18 protein-coding genes are annotated in these 20,715 nt (G+C 59.9%); 11 read left to right on the forward strand and 7 right to left on the reverse strand.

Annotated elements, in window-relative coordinates; translation table 11 throughout:
- Nucleotides 1–4: 4 nt before the first annotated feature.
- The 7 genes from FIV38_RS18745 (at nt 5) to glyA (ending at nt 8,878) form a co-directional block, all read left to right on the forward strand.
- Nucleotides 5–931 (forward strand): chlorinating enzyme, encoded by a 927-nt coding sequence (locus FIV38_RS18745; protein ID WP_070994156.1) that lies wholly within the window; start codon nt 5–7, stop codon nt 929–931.
- 12 nt (nt 932–943) lie between these two features.
- Nucleotides 944–1,366 carry a VOC family protein gene (locus FIV38_RS18750; RefSeq protein ID WP_070994157.1) on the forward strand — a complete coding sequence of 141 codons (423 nt, stop codon included), beginning with the start codon at nt 944–946 and terminating at the stop codon, nt 1,364–1,366.
- Between the two features lie 10 nt (nt 1,367–1,376).
- Nucleotides 1,377–2,141 carry a thioesterase II family protein gene (locus tag FIV38_RS18755; RefSeq protein WP_092230526.1) on the forward strand — a complete coding sequence of 255 codons (765 nt, stop codon included), beginning with the start codon at nt 1,377–1,379 and terminating at the stop codon, nt 2,139–2,141.
- A 5-nt stretch (nt 2,142–2,146) separates the two neighbouring features.
- Complete coding sequence (locus tag FIV38_RS18760; RefSeq protein WP_092230529.1) at nt 2,147–2,785, forward strand: alanyl-tRNA editing protein; 639 nt, start codon at nt 2,147–2,149, stop codon at nt 2,783–2,785.
- A gap of 37 nt (nt 2,786–2,822) precedes the next feature.
- Nucleotides 2,823–3,434: a LysE family translocator gene (locus FIV38_RS18765; RefSeq protein ID WP_092230532.1), complete on the forward strand. Its 612-nt coding sequence runs from the start codon at nt 2,823–2,825 to the stop codon at nt 3,432–3,434.
- 115 nt (nt 3,435–3,549) lie between these two features.
- The gene (locus FIV38_RS18770) at nt 3,550–7,401 is read left to right on the forward strand and encodes a bifunctional diguanylate cyclase/phosphodiesterase (protein ID WP_092230534.1); all 3,852 of its coding nucleotides are present in this window, start codon (nt 3,550–3,552) and stop codon (nt 7,399–7,401) included.
- Between the two features lie 223 nt (nt 7,402–7,624).
- Nucleotides 7,625–8,878 (forward strand): serine hydroxymethyltransferase, encoded by a 1,254-nt coding sequence (gene glyA, locus FIV38_RS18775; protein WP_029292115.1) that lies wholly within the window; start codon nt 7,625–7,627, stop codon nt 8,876–8,878.
- A 188-nt stretch (nt 8,879–9,066) separates the two neighbouring features.
- Here the strand turns inward: glyA and yjiA are convergent, their stop codons facing one another.
- The 3 genes from yjiA to FIV38_RS18795 all read right to left on the reverse strand — a co-directional run bounded on the left by yjiA (nt 9,067) and on the right by FIV38_RS18795 (nt 12,456).
- Nucleotides 9,067–10,026: a GTPase gene (gene yjiA / locus FIV38_RS18780; protein ID WP_092230537.1), complete on the reverse strand. Its 960-nt coding sequence runs from the start codon at nt 10,024–10,026 to the stop codon at nt 9,067–9,069.
- Nucleotides 10,027–10,176: 150 nt separating this feature from the next.
- Entirely contained in the window at nt 10,177–10,374 is a 198-nt protein-coding gene (locus FIV38_RS18790; RefSeq protein WP_029292120.1) for a YbdD/YjiX family protein, read from the reverse strand.
- Between the two features lie 15 nt (nt 10,375–10,389).
- Complete coding sequence (locus tag FIV38_RS18795) at nt 10,390–12,456, reverse strand: carbon starvation CstA family protein (RefSeq protein WP_029292122.1); 2,067 nt, start codon at nt 12,454–12,456, stop codon at nt 10,390–10,392.
- Between the two features lie 173 nt (nt 12,457–12,629).
- Here FIV38_RS18795 and FIV38_RS18800 point away from each other — a divergent pair, with 173 nt between their 5' ends.
- Nucleotides 12,630–12,998 (forward strand): PilZ domain-containing protein, encoded by a 369-nt coding sequence (locus tag FIV38_RS18800; RefSeq protein WP_092230540.1) that lies wholly within the window; start codon nt 12,630–12,632, stop codon nt 12,996–12,998.
- Between the two features lie 89 nt (nt 12,999–13,087).
- Here the strand turns inward: FIV38_RS18800 and radA are convergent, their stop codons facing one another.
- From radA to FIV38_RS18820, 3 genes are all read right to left on the reverse strand, one after another.
- The gene (gene radA / locus FIV38_RS18805; RefSeq protein WP_029292126.1) at nt 13,088–14,455 is read right to left on the reverse strand and encodes a DNA repair protein RadA; all 1,368 of its coding nucleotides are present in this window, start codon (nt 14,453–14,455) and stop codon (nt 13,088–13,090) included.
- Nucleotides 14,456–14,490: 35 nt separating this feature from the next.
- Complete coding sequence (locus tag FIV38_RS18810; RefSeq protein ID WP_029292128.1) at nt 14,491–15,021, reverse strand: ankyrin repeat domain-containing protein; 531 nt, start codon at nt 15,019–15,021, stop codon at nt 14,491–14,493.
- Between the two features lie 137 nt (nt 15,022–15,158).
- The gene (locus tag FIV38_RS18820) at nt 15,159–16,700 is read right to left on the reverse strand and encodes a catalase (RefSeq protein ID WP_092230543.1); all 1,542 of its coding nucleotides are present in this window, start codon (nt 16,698–16,700) and stop codon (nt 15,159–15,161) included.
- Nucleotides 16,701–16,986: 286 nt separating this feature from the next.
- Between FIV38_RS18820 and mscL the strand changes: the two genes are divergently transcribed.
- Nucleotides 16,987–17,403, forward strand: coding sequence for a large-conductance mechanosensitive channel protein MscL (gene mscL / locus FIV38_RS18825; RefSeq protein ID WP_029292131.1), 417 nt, complete (start codon nt 16,987–16,989; stop codon nt 17,401–17,403).
- A gap of 59 nt (nt 17,404–17,462) precedes the next feature.
- Here mscL and FIV38_RS18830 read toward each other — a convergent pair whose 3' ends face one another.
- Nucleotides 17,463–18,239, reverse strand: coding sequence for a ferredoxin--NADP reductase (locus FIV38_RS18830; protein ID WP_092230546.1), 777 nt, complete (start codon nt 18,237–18,239; stop codon nt 17,463–17,465).
- Nucleotides 18,240–18,667: 428 nt separating this feature from the next.
- On the opposite strand from FIV38_RS18830, the gene FIV38_RS18835 reads away from it, so the two are divergent.
- Both FIV38_RS18835 and FIV38_RS18840 read left to right on the forward strand, forming a co-directional pair.
- Nucleotides 18,668–19,378, forward strand: coding sequence for a helix-turn-helix transcriptional regulator (locus tag FIV38_RS18835; RefSeq protein ID WP_092230549.1), 711 nt, complete (start codon nt 18,668–18,670; stop codon nt 19,376–19,378).
- A 165-nt stretch (nt 19,379–19,543) separates the two neighbouring features.
- Nucleotides 19,544–20,668, forward strand: coding sequence for a methyltransferase (locus tag FIV38_RS18840; RefSeq protein WP_092230552.1), 1,125 nt, complete (start codon nt 19,544–19,546; stop codon nt 20,666–20,668).
- The last annotated feature ends 47 nt before the right edge of the window (nt 20,669–20,715 follow it).

The following is a 20,715-nucleotide window of genomic DNA, read 5'->3' on the forward strand; positions in this document are numbered from 1 at the left end:
CGACATGGATATCACTGACTTTTCGTTGACGGAACAGGAGCATCAGCAATTCGACCGGGACGGCTTTATCGGGCCCTTCACGCTCTACGAGCCTGAAGAAATGATGCAACTGCATAAAACCGTACGGGCGCAATTGTTCAACCGTACGCACGCGCCCTATGACGCGCCCCTGGATGTGGCGATCACCAATTACGACCGGCACCTGGACGTTGAATTGCTGACCCGTCATGTCTTTCGCAAAGAGATCGTGCACCGCCTCAAAAGCATCCTGGGCCCGGACGTAATCTGCTGGCGCAGCGAGTTCATTCCCAAATATCCCGGCAATGAAGGCACCGATTGGCACCAGGCGGACACGTTCGGCCATGCCTCCGGGGAACCCCAACTGGTCTGGCCCGAGGATGAAGCATTCGGCGGCGCCATCAACGTGTGGACCGGTTTTACCGACGCCACCCCGGAAAACGGCTGCATGCTGTTTATTCCAGGCACCCACAAAAAAATGAACTACGACGAGTCCATCGGCATGACGTTCGACCCGGTCGCCAATAAAGATGTGGTCAAGGGCCAATACGCCCGCGGCTTCAACGGCTACGACTACAGCACCCTGCAAAAAGACAAATCCTGGCAACCGGACGAAGCCGCAGCGGTGCCGATCGTGATGAAAGCCGGGCAGTTTGTGATCTTCCGCTCGATGCTGATGCACTCCTCGCTGCCCAACTCGACGTCGGACAAAACCCGCCTGGGGTATGTGGCGCGCTATGTTCCAGGGCGGGTGAAGGTCTACCCCGGCACCGACTATGTGAAAGAGTTTGGTGGCGAGTATCGCCTCGACAAATTCGGCGTGGTGCAAGTTGCCGGGACCTGTACCGACCAGCAAAACCGCGTGGCGAACAGGAGCCTCAGCGGCCTGGACCTCAAGCCTCTGGCCAGTTGACAAGGATCGCCCATGGAACAGCCCTCGTACCTGGCGATCGACCATATCGCCTACGCCACCCGATCCACGGAAAAAACCTCAGCGTTCTTCAAGACCCTGGGGTTCGAGGTGCTGTTTCATCGGCAACCGATCGAGACCTTTGGCGTATTCATCACCAAATTGCGTTCTCCGGCGGGTGAGATCGTCGAAGTGGTCGAACCCTTTCGCGCCGACAGCGTGGTCAGCCGGCTGCTGGTGGACGTGGAGGCGTGTATCTATCACGTGGCCTTCAAGGTCGGTGACCTGCACACCACCCAGGCGTCACTGGCAAAAATCGGGGGGGTGACCGTGACCAATGCCATGACGATCCCCTATCCCGCCACACCAGAACACCGTTCACTGACGACGTCACACATGTTTCATCCGGCGGTAGGCCTGTTCGAGATCACTGGATGAGAGGGACGCCATGAACCACACAACCCTGGCGCAGCCCCGCTGGCTCGCACCGTTCCACACAGGGCACGCCGCCGTCCAGCGACGCATATTGCTGTGCTTCCCCTATGGCGGTGGAGGCATGGCGCCGTTCCTCGGGTTGAACGCCTTACACAGCATCGACATCGCGGCCTGGGGGGTCAGGCTGCCTGGACGTGAGGAACGTATCCAGGAGGCGCCAGCGCTCAGTGTCGAGCAAATGATCAATGCCATAGTCACCGAGCTGCAAGCGCTGACACTTCCGTTTGCCTTCTATGGCCACAGCTTCGGCGCCGGCCTGGCACTGGATATCGCCCATGCCCTGGCCGAACGGGGCCACCCTTTACCCACCCACCTGCTTCTTTCCGGGCGCATGCCGCCCCATACCGGCTATTCCCCGTTACTGGGAGCGATGAACGATCAGCAGCTATGGGCGCACATCCGAGCGCAAAGCACCCTGCCGTTGCCACCGGACCCTGCGTGCAGTTTCGCCCGTACCGCCGTGAAGAAACTCAAGGCCGACCTGGCGCTCAACCAACAACTGACCTACCGCTTCCTGCGACCCTTGCCGGTCCCCCTGCATACCCTCAATGGCTATGACGACCCGTTGATCGACCCCCATCGCCTCGACGAGTGGGGTTGCTACACCAGTGCCACCTTTCAGAGCCAGTGCGTACCAGGCGGGCACTTTTTTTTCGAAGACGACTTTCCACGCTTTTACTCGTTTTTTTTAACCGCCCTCAGTGAACAAGGCAGCTAAGTCATATGGAACGCGCATTCTGGAGCACCCCTTACCTTTCGACCCTGGACGCTCGTGTGCTGAGTATCGAGGGGCGTAACGTGGAGATCAGCCCGACGATTTTTTTTGCCGAGTCGGGCGGCCAGGAGTCTGATCACGGTACGATCAACCGCATTGAGGTCAGCCAGGCCACGGTGGCAGGTGAGCGGATCATCTATGCCCTGGCCCAGGACCCGGACTTTGCCGTTGGCGACCAGGTCAACGTAACGATCGACTGGCCTCGGCGCTACGCATTGATGCGGTTACACTTCGCCGCGGAAATCGTGCTGGAACTGTTCTACAAGAAATTCCCCGACCTGCAGAAAATCGGCGCCCACATAGGCCAGACCAAGGCGCGGATCGACTTTACCCTGGCAGAGAATGTCAGCCAGTACTTTCCCGAAATCCTGCAGGAAGTCGAAACGCTGGTCGCGGCCGATCTGCCCATTGAAAGCCGCTTCACCGACACCGCGCGCTTGCGCCGCTGCTGGCACATCGACGGGTTTTCCCAAGTGCCCTGTGGCGGTACGCACCTGAACACCACCGGCGAAATCGGCAAGATCCGCCTCAAGCGCAATAACATCGGGGCGCAAAAAGAGCGTGTCGAAATCTACCTGCTGGACTAACCGCCCTACCCCCTGACTGTCCTGGGAGACAGCCTTCATGCTCAACGTCATGTCTGCACTTGGGTTGCTGCTATTAATGCCGGGGCCGACCAATACCCTGTTATTGCGCTCTGGGGTGCTTTCTGGTTTCAGGCGGGCCTGGACCTTGAGCTTGTTGGAATGCCTGGCTTACCTGCTGCAGATTTCATTTTGGGGCTACCTGCTCAGCCATATGGGTGCCAGCGCGCCCTGGTGCCTGAAAGTGATGCAGTTTGTCTCGATCTGTTATCTGGCCAAGACCTCGTACTGCCTGTGGCGCGAGCCCACCGTCGGCCTGCCCGCTATACCGGGCGCGCGGGTATCGCGCCGGCAATTCTTTTTGCTGACGCTGATCAACCCCAAGGGCTTGCTGGTGGTGTCGTTCATCGTGCCCGTGCAAACCTTTGCCGATACCGCCTTGTATGGGCAGTTCGTCATGCAATTCACCGCGGTAGTGATCCCGGTAGGCTGCGCCTGGGTGCTCTTCGGTGCGCGTATCAAGCGCAGCGGGCATGCCTGGTTGACCCCGCAAAACATAAACCGCACGGCGTCTGTGGTTATTAGTTGCTTTGCACTGGCAATTCTATTCAAACTGGCGGATGCGTTGATCCGTACCGGCCCGGCCTTATAGTCCTGCCAGGCGGCGCTGGCACTTTGCCACAACTCAAGGCATGCTAGCCGCCCTTCGGGCGTCCGGCTTATAGTGCACGTCGCGCGCCAGTACAGCCAAACCGCAGGATCACAGCTTGACCAACGTAACAAAGCCAAGCCCGTTGCGCGCAGCCCATATTGCGCCGGGCGCCCCCCTGCACGGAACCCTCAAGGGCGCGTTGGCGACGCTGGTCCTGTTGCTGCTCGCGCTATTGTTCTGGCAACTGCTGGACCAATTGCAGCAAAACCAGAAGAACCAGCAGCAATACACCATCAATTACAGCGCCGACCTGGCCGAACAGATCAGCCTGAACATGGCCCTGAGCGCGCAAATCGCCCTCAACCTGCTGCCGATTGTCGAGCCCCCACGCAACGAAGAACAGCACCAGGCCTTGGTGCGCAGCTTGCAACGCTCGCTGCCGGAACTACGCAGCGTCGCCCTGCTCGCCCCCAGCGGCGCGATCATCAGTGACACCGCCGACAACAGCCAGGACGGTGCCTGGCTCGAAGAACTGGTCAAGCGCAGCCATGCCCAGTCCTATTACCTGAGCAACAACAGCGACGGCTCCGTCATCTACTTGCTGCTGCACCAACCCAGTGGCGGCGCAAAAATGTACTGGGCGTTGCGCCTGGCCCCCAATTACCTGGCCAACCTGACGCGCCAGGACGGCCAGGGGCCGCGCCCGATGTGGGCGATTGAAAACCAGTTGAACCATCGGATTGTCAGTCGCGACAGCGGCATGCCCAGCCAATGGTCGTCCGGGCTGACCCCGGAAGAACTGAATAAAACCGTACTGGTCACCCCCTTGAGCAAAAGCGACTGGCAACTGCGCGGCCTGTTCGACCGCGCCGCCGTGCTGGAGCAACTGCTGCCGGCGTTTATCGGCAAGTGCCTGCTGGGCCTGGCCTTTTCGCTGATCCCGGTGCTGGTGCTGCTGAACATGCGCCGCCGCCAGCGCCAGGTCAACGAAGGCCGGCGCCGCTATCAGGATATCTTCGACGGCACCGGCGTGGCCTTGTGCGTGCTCGACCTGTCGGGCCTGCGGGGGTTCTTCGACAAGGCCCAGTTGCACACCCGCGAGCAGTTGCAGGACTGGCTGCAAAACAGCCCCGAGCAACGCCAGCATCTGCTCAAGGAACTGCGTATCACTGAAGTCAACCAGGTGGCGGTGCGCCTGCTGAATGTGGCGTCCTGCGAACAGGCCTGGGACCGTTTGATCGACGGTTGCGCGCTGAACACCAGCGCCATTGGCTACCAAGTGCTGGAAGCCGTGCTGACCCAGCAAAAACAGCTGGAGCTGGAGATTCAACTCAGCGACATCGACGGCAACGACCAGTACCTGTGGCTGGTGATGCGCCTGCCGGAAGCACAGCACGACTATAAGGCAGTGATCCTCAGCATCAGCGATATCACCAGCCGCAAGCTGATCGAACTGTCGCTGGTGGAGCGCGAAGGCTTCTGGTCGGACGTGGTGCGTACCGTGCCGGATCACCTGTATGTGCAGGATGTGATCAGCCAGCGGATGATCTTCAGCAACCACCACCTGGGCCATACCCTGGGCTACAACCGGCACGAACTGCAACAGATGGGCGAGTACTTCTGGGAGATCCTGCTGCACCCCGAAGACGCCGAGTATTACCACGAACTGCGCCAGCAACAGCGCGCCGCCGGTTACCTGGCACAGTTGCAGTGCCAGCTGCGCTTTAGGCACCGCAACAACCAGTGGCGGCGCTTCGAGATCCGCGAACAGGCCCTGGCCCGGGACAAGACCGACCAGGTCACGCGGATCATCGGCGTGGCCAAGGACATCACCGACCAGATCGAAGCCAGCGAGTCCCTGCGCGACAGCGAGCAGCGCTACCGGATGCTGGCCGAAAGCATCAGCGACGTGATTTTCTCCACCGACAGCAAGCTGGCCCTCAACTACGTCAGCCCGTCGGTGAATGCAGTACTGGGCTATGAAGTCGACTGGATCTTCAAGAACGGCTGGCAATCGACCATCGCCAACCCACAACAACTGACCGGCATCTACACCCTGGTAGAACGGGTCAGCCGCGCCCTCGACCAGCCCGAAGCCCTGGCCCTGCTGCGCGATGACGTGCAGACCCAACTGTTCCTGTTCGACTGCCTGCGGGCCGATGGGCGCAAGGTGCCGATCGAGCTGCGCCTGGTGCTGGTGTGGGACGAGCACGGCGCGTTCGAAGGCATCCTCGGCGTGGGTCGCGATATCAGCCAGCAACGCCGCGCCGAGAAAGACCTGCGCATGGCGGCCACGGTATTCGAGCATTCCACCTCGGCAATCCTGATCACCGACCCGGCCGGCTATATCGTGCAGGCCAACGAAGCGTTCAGCCGGGTCAGCGGTTATGCGGTGGCCGACGTCCTCGACCAGTTGCCGAACATGCTCACCGTCGACGAACAGCAGGAAGCGCACCTGCGCTACGTGCTCAAGCAGTTGCACCAGCACAGCACCTGGGAAGGCGAAGTGTGGCTCAAGCGCCGCAGCGGCGAACATTACCCGGCCTGGGTCGGCATTACCGCCGTACTCGATGATGAAGGCGACCTGGCCAGTTATGTGTGCTTCTTCAGTGATATCAGCGAGCGCAAGGCCAGCGAGCAACGCATCCACCGCCTGGCCTACTACGACGCTCTGACCCACCTGCCCAACCGCACCCTGTTCCAGGATCGCCTGCACACCGCGTTGCAGTCGGCCGAACGGCAGAAGTCGTGGGTGGTGCTGATGTTCCTCGACCTCGACCGCTTCAAGCCGATCAACGACTCCCTGGGCCACGCCGCCGGCGATCGCATGCTCAAGGAAATGGCCACCCGCCTGCTCGGCTGTGTGGCCGAAGACGACACCGTGGCGCGCATGGGCGGTGACGAGTTCACCTTGCTCCTGCAACCGCGGGTCAGCCGCGAAATGGCGCTGAACCGGGCGATCCACGTGGCCGAGCAGATCCTCGCCAGCCTGGTGAAGCCGTTTGTGCTTGAAGGCCGCGAGTTTTTTGTCACCGCCAGTATCGGTATCGCCCTGAGCCCTCAGGACGGCAACGAACTGAGCCAACTGATGAAAAACGCCGACACCGCGATGTACCACGCCAAGGAGCGCGGCAAGAACAACTTCCAGTTCTACCAGGCCGACATGAACGCCAGCGCCCTGGAGCGCCTGGAACTGGAGAGCGACCTGCGCCATGCCTTGGACCAGAACGAATTCGTGCTGTATTACCAGCCGCAGTTCAGTGGCGATGGCAAACGTTTGACCGGCGCCGAAGCCCTGCTGCGCTGGCGCCACCCACGGCGCGGGCTGGTGCCGCCGGGGGATTTCATCCCGGTACTGGAAGAATTGGGCCTGGTGGTGGATGTGGGCGACTGGGTGATCGACGAGGCCTGCCGCCAACTCAAGACCTGGCACCAGAACAAGGTGCGGGTACCCAAGGTTTCGGTGAACATTTCGGCCCGGCAGTTCTCGGACGGGCAGTTGGGTACGCGGATCGCTACCATCCTCAAGGAAACCGGGCTGCCGCCGGCGTGCCTGGAACTGGAGCTGACCGAAAGTATCCTGATGCGCGAGGTCAACGAGGCCCTGCAGATCCTTGCCAGCCTGAAAAACCTTGGCCTGAGCATCGCGGTGGACGACTTCGGCACGGGTTATTCATCGCTCAACTACCTCAAGCAATTCCCCATCGACGTGCTCAAGATCGACCGCACCTTCGTCGACGGCCTGCCGTCCGGCGAGCAGGACGCGCAGATCGCCCGCGCAATCATCGCCATGGCCCACAGCCTGAACCTGGCGGTGATCGCCGAAGGCGTGGAAACCCATGAGCAACTGGACTTCCTTCGTGAACACGGGTGCGACGAGGTGCAGGGCTATCTGTTTGGGCGGCCGATGCCGGCCAATCGGTTTGAGGCGCAGTTCAGCAATGATGCGCTGTTCATGTTTGACTGAAATTTTGCGGTGAGGCTGATGGCCTCTTCGCGAGCAAGCCCGCTCCCACAATTGAAATGCGTTCCCATGTGGGAGCGGGCTTGCCCGCGATGAGGCCCTCAAATACGCCATCCATCTCTGGATGAGCGCCACTTGTCCGCGACATGATGTCCTTTCATATGCCATCTAAAACCCATTGGGTTAGAATGCCCCTCTTTTCTGCCCCCGATCCTTGAGGACCGCCATGTTCAGCCGTGATTTGACTATTGCCAAGTACGACGCCGATCTCTTTGCCGCCATGGAGCAAGAAGCTGTGCGCCAGGAAGAGCACATTGAGCTGATCGCTTCGGAAAACTACACCAGCCCTGCGGTGATGGAGGCTCAAGGTTCGGTTCTGACCAACAAGTACGCCGAAGGCTACCCAGGCAAGCGCTACTACGGCGGTTGCGAGTTCGTCGACGTGGTTGAGCAACTGGCCATCGACCGTGCCAAGGAACTGTTCGGCGCCGATTACGCCAACGTCCAGCCACACGCCGGCTCCCAAGCCAACGCGGCCGTTTACCTGGCCCTGCTGCAAGGCGGCGACACCATCCTGGGCATGAGCCTGGCCCACGGCGGTCACCTGACCCACGGCGCCAGCGTTTCGTCCTCCGGCAAGCTGTACAACGCTGTGCAGTACGGCATCGACGGCAATGGCCTGATCGACTACGACGAAGTCGAGCGCCTGGCGGTCGAGCACAAGCCAAAAATGATCGTGGCCGGTTTCTCTGCCTACTCGCAGATCCTCGACTTCCCACGCTTCCGTGAAATCGCCGACAAGGTTGGCGCCTACCTGTTCGTCGACATGGCCCACGTGGCCGGTCTGGTCGCCGCTGGCGTCTACCCGAACCCAGTGCCTTACGCTGACGTCGTGACCACCACGACCCACAAGACCCTGCGCGGTCCACGTGGTGGCCTGATCCTGGCGCGCGCCAACGCCGAGATCGAGAAGAAGCTCAACTCCGCGGTATTCCCGGGCGCCCAGGGTGGCCCGCTGGAGCACGTGATCGCCGCTAAAGCGATCTGCTTCAAGGAAGCGTTGCAGCCTGAGTTCAAGACTTACCAGCAACAAGTGGTGAAAAACGCCCAGGCCATGGCCAGTGTGTTCATCGAGCGCGGTTTTGACGTGGTTTCCGGCGGTACTGAAAACCACCTGTTCCTGCTGTCGCTGATCAAGCAGGACATCTCCGGTAAAGATGCTGACGCTGCCCTGGGCAAAGCCTTCATCACCGTGAACAAGAACTCGGTACCGAACGACCCACGTTCGCCGTTCGTCACCTCGGGCCTGCGCTTCGGCACCCCGGCCGTGACCACTCGTGGCTTCAAGGAAGCAGAGTGCAAGGAACTGGCTGGCTGGATCTGCGACATCCTGGCAGACCTGTCCAACGAAGCCGTGATCGACGCGGTACGTGAGAAGGTCAAGGCCATCTGCAAGAAGCTGCCGGTGTACGGCGCTTGATTGCAGTTGCTTGAATGAAAAGCCCGGCTCTTGAGCCGGGCTTTTTTATGCCGATTTGAATTTGGAATGCAGATCAAAAGGTGGGAGCGGGCTTGCTCGCGAAGGCAGTGTATCAGTCGGCACATGCATCAACTGACAGGTCGCCTTCGCGAGCAAGCCCGCTCCCACATTTTTGACTGTATTTCAGGTCAGGGTTGGTAGACCCGCTGGATGCCCGCGCGAATCTTCTCTTCGGGCAATTCGTCAGCAATAAACACAATCACACTCTCCCGCGCCTCGCCCTCGGCCCATTCAGTATCCCAATCGAAACCGTAGAGCTTGAGCACGCCCTGGAACACCATGCGCCGGTCTTCCCCGGCGATGTTCAGCACGCCCTTGTAGCGCAGCAGTTGCTTGCCGTGCTCCTCCAGCAGTTCGTTCATGAACTCACTGAGGCGGTCGATATCCAGCGGCTGGTCGGTACGCAATACCAGGCTGGAGATACGGTCGATGGACGGTGCCTGGCTGACCGGGCGCAAGGTCATGCCGGCGTTGAGGTTGAAGCCACGCACGTCCAGCAACTCGGCGAGGTCAATCTTGCCGTGCTCCACCACCCGGATCGGCGCACGGCGGTTGATGCGGGTCAGGCGCTCGCAGAGGGCGTCGAAGCTGGCGTCGTCCACCAGGTCACGCTTGCTCACCAACAGGCGGTCGGCAAAGCCGATCTGCGCCTGGGCGATGGTCTGGGTCAGGTGGTGTTCGGCGTGGGCCGCGTCCACCAGGGTGATGATGCCGTCGAGGATGTAGCGCTCGCGCAATTCTTCATCGATGAAAAAGGTCTGGGCCACCGGAGCCGGGTCGGCCAGGCCGGTGCATTCGATCACCAGGCGGTCGAAGGCGATCTCGCCGCTGTCCAGGCGTTCGAGCAGCAGGTACAGGGCTTTGGTCAAGTCGGTGTGGATGGTGCAGCACACGCAACCGTTGGACAGGGTCATGACTTGCACCGGCTCATCGCCCAGCAACTGGGTGTCGATACCGGCGTCGCTGAATTCGTTTTCGATCACGGCGATTTTCAAGCCGTGTTCGGCCTTGAGCAGATGACGCAACAAGGTGGTCTTGCCAGCGCCGAGGAAGCCGCTGAGGACGGTGACGGGGATGGGAGAGGACAAAAATATTCTCCTTGAGGAAACTTAAAACAAATGTGGGAGCGGGCTTGCCCGCGATTGCGATCTCACATTCAACATCGCTGCTGACTGACAGTCCGCCATCGCGGGCAAGCCCGCTCCCACAAGGGATCACATAGGCCCAAGCCTATGGGTTCAACAGCACTTGGGCCCGCCCTTGCCGCCGTAACGGGCTTCCTGGCGTTCCCGGAAGAACGCCTTGTAGTCCATCATCGGCTTGTCCGGGTGCTTGGTTTGCATATGCTCGACGTAGGTGTCGTAGTCGGGCATGCCGACCATCAGGCGCGCGGCCTGACCGAGGTATTTACCGAGGCGACCAATGTCATTGAACATGTTTGCAACCCTCTATCACGCGTCCGGCATGGCTTGGAATGGCGCTTCTTTATCCGTACGTTCCTTGGTACCCCAGGCGGCTACGCCGACTTTGATCGCATAGAACAGGATGCTGAAGACCACGAACAGGAACAGTACCGTCAGCGTCGCGTTGGTGTAGGCGTTCCAGATCACATGCTGCATCTGGTCGATGTTCTTCGCCGGGGCAAGGATCTGGCCGTTGGCCAACGCATCGCTGTACTTCTTGGCCAGCGACAGGAAGCCGATTGCCGGGTTGGCGTCGAACAGCTTGATAAAGCCTGCGGTGGTGGTGCAGATCAGCAGCCAGACAGCCGGCAGCAGCGTGACCCAGATGTAGCGCTGGCGCTTCATTTTGATCAGCACAACAGTGGCGAGCATCAGCGCGATACCGGCCAGCATCTGGTTGGAGATGCCGAACAGCGGCCACAAGGTGTTGATGCCACCCAGCGGATCGATCACGCCTTGGTACAGCAAGTAACCCCACATCGCCACACAGCCTGCGGTCGCGATCAGGTTGGCGGTCCAGGACTCGGTACGCTTGAGCGCCGGGACGAAGGAGCCGAGCAAGTCCTGGAGCATGAAGCGACCGGCACGGGTACCGGCGTCAACTGCAGTCAGGATGAACAGCGCTTCGAACAGGATCGCAAAGTGGTACCAGAATGCCATGGTGTTTTCACCCGGCAGGACACTGTGCAGGATCTGCGCGATACCGACCGCCAGGGTCGGCGCACCGCCGGCACGGGCCAGGATGGTGGTTTCACCGATATCGTTGGCCACTGCCTGCAGCGCTTCCGGGGTAATTGCAAAGCCCCAACTGCTGACGGTCTGGGCAACGGTCACCACATCAGTGCCGACAATCGCCGCAGGGCTGTTCATGGCGAAGTACACGCCTGGCTCGATCACCGAAGCGGCAACCATGGCCATGATGGCGACGAACGACTCCATCAACATGCCGCCATAGCCGATGTAGCGCGAGTGGGCTTCATTGGCCAACAACTTGGGCGTGGTGCCCGAGGAGATCAGCGCATGGAAGCCGGACACCGCACCACAGGCGATGGTGATGAACAGGAACGGGAACAGGCCGCCCTTCCACACCGGACCAGTGCCATCGATAAACTGGGTCAGCGCAGGCATTTTCAGGTCAGGCATGGTGACCAGGATGCCGATCGCCAGGGCGATGATCGTACCGATTTTCAGGAACGTCGACAGGTAGTCACGGGGAGCCAGGATCAGCCACACCGGCAACACCGCCGCCACGAAGCCGTAGCCGACCAGCATCCAGGTGATCTGGATCCCGGTGAAGGTGAAGGCCTTGGCCCAGACCGGATCAGCGGCAATCTGCCCGCCCAGCCAGATCGAACCCAGCAGCAACAGCACGCCGATGATCGAGATCTCGCCAATGCGGCCCGGCCGGATGTAGCGCATGTACACGCCCATGAACATCGCAATCGGGATGGTCGCCATCACCGTGAAGATGCCCCACGGGCTCTCGGCCAGGGCCTTGACCACGATCAGCGACAACACCGCGAGGATGATGATCATGATCAGGAAGCAGCCAAACAGCGCGATGGTCCCGGGAATGCGGCCCATCTCTTCGCGAACCATATCCCCCAGGGAGCGGCCGTTGCGACGGGTGGACAGGAACAGGATCATGAAGTCCTGCACCGCACCCGCCAGCACCACGCCGGCAATCAGCCACAGGGTACCTGGCAGGTAGCCCATCTGCGCGGCCAAGACCGGGCCGACCAAAGGCCCTGCACCGGCAATGGCGGCGAAGTGGTGACCGAACAGGATATGTTTGTTGGTCGGCACATAGTCCAGACCGTCGTTGTTGATCACTGCGGGGGTGGCCCGCCGTGGATCGAGTTGCATCACATTATTTGCAATGAACAGGCTGTAGTAACGATAAGCCACCAGATAGATGGCGACTGCCGCGACTACAATCCACAAGGCGTTGATCGCCTCGCCGCGACGCAAAGCCACTACGCCCAGGGCGCACGCTCCTACGATTGCCAGCAACAGCCAGGGTAGATGGCGGAGCAGGCTATTATTATTTTTCATTTTTTTATTCCAGCCAGGTTGGACAGAAAGACAGCCATCCGGAGTTTAGCGCGCTGTGCCCTAAAGACCAGCCCCCTACGTTGGTCTAGAGCCTTGCCGGGGCGAAAAAAACAGAAATAAATGCCCGATAATGGCGCAAGGCTACAATCCCTGTACCTACAGAGGGTTTCACCATGAGCGACCAGCCGTCAGATCGCCGCCGTTTTCGGCGGATTGCCTTCGATGCCAGGACCGAACTCAAGCAGAACGGCCAGCAATGGCCGGTGCAACTGGTGGATTTATCGCTCAAGGGGCTGCTGGTGCAAAAGCCCGCGCCGTGGTTGGCCAAGGGTGATGAGCCATTTGACGTGGACATTCACCTGGACGCCCAGACCGACGTCAGCATGCAGGTGCGGCTGACCCATGATGACCAGGGGCAACTGGGGTTTGTCTGTGAGCATATCGATCTGGACTCGATCAGCCATTTGCGCAGGTTGATCGAGCTGAATCTGGGGGATGAGGAGGAGTTGCATCGGGAGTTGGGCGAGTTGCTGAACATCTGACCTTTGCCGGCGATGGCGGCGTGTCAGTCAGGGATGTAGCGACTGATTCGACGTCATCGCTGGCAAGCCAGCACCTACAGGGTTTTGGGTTATTCGAACAAGGCGTCCAGGGCCTGCTCCAGACGCGTCACCGCAATCACCTGCAACCCCGGTGGCGCCTCCTTCGGTGCATTGCCCTTGGGCACGATGGCACGCTTGAAGCCATGCTTGGCCGCTTCCTTCAGACGCTCCTGGCCGCTGGGCACCGGACGCACTTCGCCCGACAAGCCCACCTCACCAAATACCAGCAGGTCATGGGGCAACGGCCGATTGCGCAGGCTGGACATCACCGCCGCCATCAACGCTAGGTCCGACGCGGTTTCCAGTACCTTTACACCGCCAACCACGTTGAGGAACACGTCCTGGTCATGGGTCGGAATCCCGCCGTGGCGATGCAGTACCGCCAGCAGCATCGCCAGGCGGTTCTGATCCAGGCCCAGGGTCACGCGGCGCGGGTTGGCCAGGTGGCTGTCGTCCACCAGGGCCTGGACTTCCACGAGCATCGGCCGGGTGCCCTCCCACGTTGCCATTACCACACTGCCCGGTACTTCTTCCTGGGCGCGGGTCAGAAAGATCGCCGAGGGGTTGGAGACTTCTTTGAGCCCCCGGTCCGTCATGGCGAACACCCCCAACTCGTTGACCGCACCAAAACGGTTTTTCACCGCGCGCAACAGGCGCAGGCGCCCATCGGACTCGCCCTCGAAATACAGCACCGTATCGACCATATGCTCCAGCACCCGCGGGCCGGCCAACGCGCCTTCCTTGGTGACATGGCCCACCAGGAAAATCGCCGTACCGCTTTGCTTGGCATAGCGCACCAGCAACGCCGCGCTCTCCCGCACCTGGGACACCCCTCCCGGCGCCGATTGCAGCTGCTCGGTGAAGATCGTCTGGATCGAGTCGATCACCATCACCTTGGGTTTTTCCACACGGGCGGTGGCGATGATGCTTTCGATACAGGTCTCGGTCATGACCCGCAACTGGTCCTGGGGCAGGCCCAGGCGACGGGCGCGCATGGCCACTTGCTGCTGGGATTCTTCGCCGGTGACATACAAGGCCGGCATGCGGCTGGCGATGCTGCACAGGGTTTGCAGGAGGATGGTGGATTTGCCGATCCCCGGATCGCCGCCGATCAACACCACCGAGCCGTCCACCAGGCCGCCACCGAGCACTCGGTCAAGCTCGCCGGAAGCGGTAGAAAAGCGCGGAATTTCTTCGACGCTGACTTCAGCCAGGGTCTTGATCTGGGCTTGCTGGCCGGTCCAGCCTGCGCGACCGGTGGGCGCTGCGGCGCCGCCACTTTCGATCATGGTTTCAGTGAGGGTGTTCCACGCCCCGCATTCGCCACACTGGCCCGCCCATTTGGGAAAGGTCGCGCCGCACTCCGTGCAGCCGTACATGCGCTTGGCCTTTGCCATCTGAGAACCTCCAACCGAAAAACCGCGATGATAGCTCAGCGCGGCGGCGCGGTACGGATTTCACCGTTGGCCAATCGTGTAGCGCTGTTGCCCAGCGGGTCCTCGGCGTTCAGGTCGGCGCCCTGGGCCTTGAGTGCATCGAGCAGTTCCACGCGCTTGAACAGCCCGGCGTACATGGCCGCCGTCTGTCCGGCACCGTTGCGTTGGTCAGGGTTGCAGGCGGTGCCCAGCAAACGCCGGGCAATGCTCAGCTCACCCTTGAAAATCGCTCCCATCAACGCCGTGTTGCCGCGTTTGTCCTGCACGCAAGCATCGGCACCGGCCGCCAGCAGTTGCTCCACGGCCGGTCCCTGCCCGTGATAGGCGGCCAGGATCAGCGCGGTGTAGCCCTTGTCATCGACGGTATTCAGGGAATAGCCGGACTCGATAAAGGTGTTGAGCATCTCCACATCGCCACGCCGGGCGGCGTCGAAGTAGTAGTCCTGCAATTGCGCCTTGAGGGCCTGCGGGTCGGCCAATACGCTCAAGGACCAGCAGGCCAAAAGCGCTCCAATAAAGCTACGCATAAGCGACATCCTCCAAGGCTCCTGTGGGAGCGAGCTTGCTCGCGAAAAACGTAAGGGCACCGCGTTAATCCTGAATGTACGCGGTGCCTTTGAGAGCTTCGCGAGCAAGCTCGCTCCTACAGAAGTGGGTATTAAGATCAGTCGTTCAGCTTTTCAGCCAATGCCTTGACCCGCGCCAGATCACCCTTGGCCACTTTGGCCACGCCAGTGCCATATTCCGGGTCGGCCTTGTACAGGAACGACAGGATAATGTGCTTGCTGACGTCATCCGTGGTCGCCAGGGAGCCACCGAAGTTGTCGATCAAGTCCTGGCGCTCCTTCTTGCTGAAGGAGCGGTACAAGTCGCCTGCCTGCTTGAAGTTCTGCTCACGCTGGATCTTCGCCTGCTGGGTGCTGCCGGCCAGGGGCATCTGGCTGTAGCGCGCACTTTGCGGCTCTTCCCGCGGTTCCAGGCGGCTTGGCTGGTAGTTCACGCCGCTGCTGGTCTTGCCGAAGTTCATCGTGCCGTCCTGGTTACCGTTGTTGACGGTGACCCGTGGTGCGTTGATCGGCAATTGCAGGGCATTGGCGCCCAGGCGGTACATTTGCGTATCCGCATAGGAGAACACTCGGCCTTGCAGCAGGCGATCTTCCGACGGCTCGATACCCGGCACCAGGTTCGCCGGGGCCATGGCCACTTGCTCGGTTTCCTGGAAGACGTTGGCCGGGTTGCGGTTGAGCACCATCTGCCCGACTTTGCGCTGGGGAACATCGGGCCAGATCTTAGTGGCGTCCAGAGGATCGAAATCAAACTTGGCCAGTTCTTCCGGCTTGAGCACTTGTACGTACAGATCCCACTTGGGGAAGTCGCCCTTGTTGATATGGGTGACCAGGTCGTTAGTCATATGGCTGTAGTCACGGCCCTGGACCTCGACAACTTGTTTTGGATCCAGGTTCTTGATGCCCTGCAGGCTCTTCCAATGGAACTTGACGTAGTGCACTTCACCCTTGGCATTGATCAACTTGTAGGCATGTACGCCATTACCATCCATCTCGCGGTAACTGGCCGGGGTGCCGGAGTCCGAATACAACTCGGTGAGTGTGCGGGTGGACTCGGGAACATGGGAAAAGAAGTCAAAACGACGGGAGTCGTCATCCAGGTTAGTGCGTGGGTCAGGTTTGAACGCATGCACCATGTCCGGGAACTTGATGGCATCGCGAATAAAGAACGTCGGGAAATTATTACCTACCAGGTCCCAGTTACCTTCGGCGGTATAGAACTTGGTGGCGAAACCGCGAGGGTCGCGCAGGGTTTCCGGGGAATGGTTGCCGTGGACTACGGCAGAAAACCGGACGAATACCGGCGTGGCCTCACCTGCGGCAAATACTTTGGCCTTGGTCAGGTCGCTGAGGTTATCGGTGACGGTGAAGGTGCCGTGGGCACCAGTGCCACGGGCATGCACCACACGCTCAGGGATGCGCTCACGGTCAAAGCGTTGCAGCTTCTGGATCAGTTGTACGTCCTGCAGCAGCACCGGGCCGTTGGCGCCGGCGGTCTGCGAGTTCTGGTTGTCGCCCACCGCCGCGCCATTATCGCGCGTCAAGTTGGCGGCACTGACCGACAATGACAATAGACTGATACCGGCAATCAACAGCAGATTGCGCGCAGCAATAGGCCTGCGACTATTAAGGTTTTTCATCAAGGATTCCTCTGGTTTTATAGGCACTTTTTAAGGGTGCATGCCAGAGGCTAGTGATCCTGGCGCCAGAAGATAAATAGAAAACTCACACACACTCGATTGAGAAAATAGTGTGGTAAACCACTGAAATGGCGGGTATTTCGCGCGCGATTGGTGGCACTTTGCAAACTATTTGCGTTTTAATGTGTCGATTACAACGAACAGTGTTAACAGTTGTGTCGAGCAAGTCACTGCAGACTGACTTACACTGAGTTCCTCTCCTCTCAACTGTAACAAGGAATAACCTATGGGCGTGATCAGTGAGTTCAAGGCCTTCGCGGTCAAAGGTAATGTGGTCGACATGGCGGTCGGTATTATCATCGGCGCCGCCTTCGGCAAAATTGTTTCGTCCTTTGTAGGCGACGTGGTGATGCCGCCGATCGGTCTGCTGATCGGTGGTGTGGATTTCGGTGATCTGGCGGTAACGCTCAAGGCCGCCCAGGGCGATGTCCCAGCAGTGGTCCTGGCCTACGGCAAATTCATCCAGAGCGTGATTGACTTCGTGATCGTCGCGTTCGCGATCTTCATGGGCGTCAAGGCCATCAACCGCCTCAAGCGTGAAGAAGCCGCCGCGCCAAGCCTGCCGCCGGTGCCGACCAAGGAAGAAGAACTGCTGGGCGAGATCCGCGACCTGCTCAAGGCTCAGAACAACAAGCCCCTGTAGCCGACCTGCAACACCTGTCGGCCACTGAAAAAAGGCGCCTCTGATCGGGCGCCTTTTTGCTACCAGTAGTTTTCTACCGCCACCTGCCCTGGCCGACGCGTCAGGCTCAATTGCATATCGCGCTGTTTAAGCAATTGCCGGGTGTCGTCGATCATCTGTGGGTTGCCGCAAATCATCACCCGCGAATGCTCTGGCGTCAGGGCCACACCCGCCGCACGTTCCAGCTCACCATTTTTGATCAGGGTGGTGATACGCCCATTCAATGCGCCCGGGTGCTGCTCACGGGTCACGATGGGCAGGTAGGTGAGTTTATGGGCGTATTCCTTAAGGTACTCACGCTCGCCCAACTGCTGGATCAGTGTCTGGTAGGCCAGCTCGCGAGCCTCGCGGGCGCTGTAGACCAGAATGATGCGCTCGAATTTTTCCCAGACTTCAAAGTCCTGCAGGATCGACAGAAACGGCGCAATGCCGGTGCCGGTCCCCAGCAACCAAAGGTCCCGGCCATCGACAAACCGGTCCAGGGTCAGGAAGCCCGTGGCTTGGCGCTCCACCAGCAGTTCGTCGCCGGCACGCAAGCGGCTCAACTCACTGGTGAATTCGCCGCCGGGCACCACAATCGAGAAGAACTCCAGGAACTCATCGAAGGGCGACGACACCACCGAGTAGGCGCGCCACACCAGGCTGCCATCGGGTTTGCTCACACCCAGGCGGACAAACTGCCCGGCGACGAAACGAAACCCCGGGTCGCGGGTAGTCCGCAGGGTAAACAGACTGGGGGTCAATGACTGCACATCGATCAGGGTCTGGCGTGTGAATTTTTCAGCACTGGCCGTCATAGCGGGCTCCGGGCGACAGGTAACCCCTAGTGTCGCCCAAAGTGGCGCCGGCAAACACCGTTGGTTTGTAGTGACATCCGCCCTGCCGGCGACAACCGGTGTGTATCACTGCTGTAACGGTACTTGAGTAATAGCTCTAATTGCGCAAACCAAACTATTTCGCGATTAACCAGGCCCCTTGACTGCACATCTAAACAGCCACTGTTGAGCGCGCGTTTAAAGGCAAGCGGCTAACCCTCTCTAAGAGAAGGAAAATCGTCTATCGCAAGAAAACGTAGTTTGTTGCTCATCTCGCAATCCGACTAAAAAGCATGGCGCTAAGTACGAAAATTCCCATGCCCACTTTAGAAGCTGTCCTACACTCGATCGATACCGGTATGGGGACCCGCGTTACGAAGTGTCAGTGTGCGACTCATGGAGAGTTACCGATGGTCAAATGGCGCAACACACGTCTACCCAAGCTAGAGGGCGAGGATGAGGTGAATACGATGTTCGAGGCGGCTCTGAACATTACCTATGAGCTGGGTTTTGAGTACTGTGGTTATGTAATGGGTTCCAATGCTCTTTACCGCCCCAATAAGAACGTTCGCCTCAACAACTATCCAGATGAATGGAACAACATCTACAAGGCAGAGAATTACTTCGAAATGGATCCCTTGGTCGGCCATTGCAAACGCGATGTCTTGCCGATCGTCTGGGACGAAAAAACCTTCGCTGCAGTGCCGGACATGTGGGTTCACGCACAAGCCCATGGCTTGAACCATGGCTGGGCCCAGTCAGTGCATGACTTCCGTGGTCTTTTCAGCATGATTATCCTGGGCCGCAGCAAGGGTGCGGTGAAAGCCCATGAGCTTTACGAAAAAGCCGGCCAGGTCCTGTGGATATGCCATGCACTGCATACCGTTGCCGTCCAGTCCTATGTCAAGGAGCCGTTTTTCCAAAGGCCCAACAAACTTACCAGCCGTGAGACCGAGATTCTGCAATGGTCAGCCATGGGCAAGACAGCTGCCGATATTGCGACGATTCTGTGCCTGTCAGAACGCACCGTCGGCTTTCATATCAGCAGTTCGATGAAAAAACTGGGCGTCACCAACAAGATTGCCGCCGTATTTACCGCAGTCAGACAAGGCCTTTTTTAAACGCAACTAGCACGAGCCCCCTGAAAACACTGAATGTATTCCCTTTGAAAAAAACGTAACATTTACGGCCAGTTCTGAGTGATGACGCCGCCCGCGTCGCAGTCCACTCAGAAGGTTCCTCCCCCCGCGAGGAACACCCGCCGATTAGCCAGAGTTCCCCCCGCCATGCCCCTGCTCGATAGCCCCTTCGCCCAACTCGACCTGATCCGCCAGCCCGAGCAGCCAAATGAGCCGCTGCAAGCATTCGATGCGGCAGACGAATACCTGCTTGCCCACTTGGCCGAGCAGCAACCGGCCAGCAATACCCGCGTGCTGGTACTCAATGACAACTTTGGCGCGCTGGCAGCCAGCCTGGAGGGGCATGTGCACGTCACCAGCAGTGGTGACTCGTTTTTGGGCACCCAGGCCTTGCAGAAAAACCTGATACGCAACGGCAAAGCCTTCGACGCCCTGTCGCTCGTGCCTGCCAGCCAGGCATTCAGCGGGCCCTTCGACCGCGTCCTGATCCGGGTACCAAAAACCCTGGCGCTGTTGGAGGAACAGTTGATCCGTCTGCAAGGCCAATTGGCGCCCGGTGCCGAAGTGATCGCTGGCGCGATGGTCAAGCATCTGCCCCGGGCCGCCGGTGAACTGCTGGAACGTTACATCGGCCCGATGCACGCCTCGCTGGCGGTGAAAAAGGCCCGGTTGCTGATCGCCACCCCGGCCGATCGACCGTTGGCCGTATCCCCCTACCCCACGCGCTATCGCCTCGACGCCCCGGCCATCGAGTTGCTCAACCACGCCAATGTGTTCTGCCGCGAAGGCCTGGACATCGGCACCCGCGCCTTCCTCCCGCACCTGCCGCAAAACCTGGGCAGCGCCCGGGTGGCGGACCTGGGTTGCGGCAACGGAGTACTGGCGATTGCCAGCGCCCTGCAAAACCCAGAGGCGCAGTACACCCTGGTCGACGAGTCCTATATGGCCGTGCAATCAGCGACCGAGAACTGGCAGGCCGCACTGGGCGAGCGGGCAGTGACCATTCGCCCCGGCGACGGCCTGGCGGACCAGGAACCGCAATCTTTGGACGTGGTGCTGTGCAACCCGCCGTTCCACCAACAGCAGGTAGTGGGCGACTTCCTCGCCTGGCGCATGTTCCAGCAAGCCCGCGAAGCGCTGGTGGTCGGTGGCGCCTTGTACATCGTCGGCAACCGCCACCTGGGCTATCACAGCAAACTGGCGCGGTTGTTCCGCGGTGTGGAGCAGGTGGCAGCGACGCCAAAGTTCGTGTTTCTCAAGGCCCGCAAATAATCCCAGGCAAAAAAACCCTCCACAAGGAGGGTCAAAAGGGTGGGATA

This window comes from Pseudomonas proteolytica (genome assembly GCF_007858275.1).
In the GTDB taxonomy this organism is placed as follows: Bacteria; Pseudomonadota; Gammaproteobacteria; order Pseudomonadales; family Pseudomonadaceae; genus Aquipseudomonas; species Aquipseudomonas proteolytica.

What these genes read in the sequence shown, in the direction of transcription:
- mscL (WP_029292131.1), top strand. Translation starts at nt 16,987, where the DNA reads ATGGGCGTGATCAGTGAGTTCAAGGCCTTCGCGGTCAAAGGTAATGTG.
- FIV38_RS18760 (WP_092230529.1), top strand. Translation starts at nt 2,147, where the DNA reads ATGGAACGCGCATTCTGGAGCACCCCTTACCTTTCGACCCTGGACGCT.
- radA (WP_029292126.1), bottom strand. Translation starts at nt 14,455, where the DNA reads ATGGCAAAGGCCAAGCGCATGTACGGCTGCACGGAGTGCGGCGCGACC.
- FIV38_RS18835 (WP_092230549.1), top strand. Translation starts at nt 18,668, where the DNA reads ATGGTCAAATGGCGCAACACACGTCTACCCAAGCTAGAGGGCGAGGAT.
- FIV38_RS18830 (WP_092230546.1), bottom strand. Translation starts at nt 18,239, where the DNA reads ATGACGGCCAGTGCTGAAAAATTCACACGCCAGACCCTGATCGATGTG.
- FIV38_RS18840 (WP_092230552.1), top strand. Translation starts at nt 19,544, where the DNA reads ATGCCCCTGCTCGATAGCCCCTTCGCCCAACTCGACCTGATCCGCCAG.
- FIV38_RS18750 (WP_070994157.1), top strand. Translation starts at nt 944, where the DNA reads ATGGAACAGCCCTCGTACCTGGCGATCGACCATATCGCCTACGCCACC.
- FIV38_RS18765 (WP_092230532.1), top strand. Translation starts at nt 2,823, where the DNA reads ATGCTCAACGTCATGTCTGCACTTGGGTTGCTGCTATTAATGCCGGGG.
- FIV38_RS18810 (WP_029292128.1), bottom strand. Translation starts at nt 15,021, where the DNA reads ATGCGTAGCTTTATTGGAGCGCTTTTGGCCTGCTGGTCCTTGAGCGTA.
- FIV38_RS18745 (WP_070994156.1), top strand. Translation starts at nt 5, where the DNA reads ATGGATATCACTGACTTTTCGTTGACGGAACAGGAGCATCAGCAATTC.
- FIV38_RS18820 (WP_092230543.1), bottom strand. Translation starts at nt 16,700, where the DNA reads ATGAAAAACCTTAATAGTCGCAGGCCTATTGCTGCGCGCAATCTGCTG.
- FIV38_RS18755 (WP_092230526.1), top strand. Translation starts at nt 1,377, where the DNA reads ATGAACCACACAACCCTGGCGCAGCCCCGCTGGCTCGCACCGTTCCAC.
- FIV38_RS18800 (WP_092230540.1), top strand. Translation starts at nt 12,630, where the DNA reads ATGAGCGACCAGCCGTCAGATCGCCGCCGTTTTCGGCGGATTGCCTTC.
- FIV38_RS18795 (WP_029292122.1), bottom strand. Translation starts at nt 12,456, where the DNA reads ATGAAAAATAATAATAGCCTGCTCCGCCATCTACCCTGGCTGTTGCTG.
- glyA (WP_029292115.1), top strand. Translation starts at nt 7,625, where the DNA reads ATGTTCAGCCGTGATTTGACTATTGCCAAGTACGACGCCGATCTCTTT.
- FIV38_RS18790 (WP_029292120.1), bottom strand. Translation starts at nt 10,374, where the DNA reads ATGTTCAATGACATTGGTCGCCTCGGTAAATACCTCGGTCAGGCCGCG.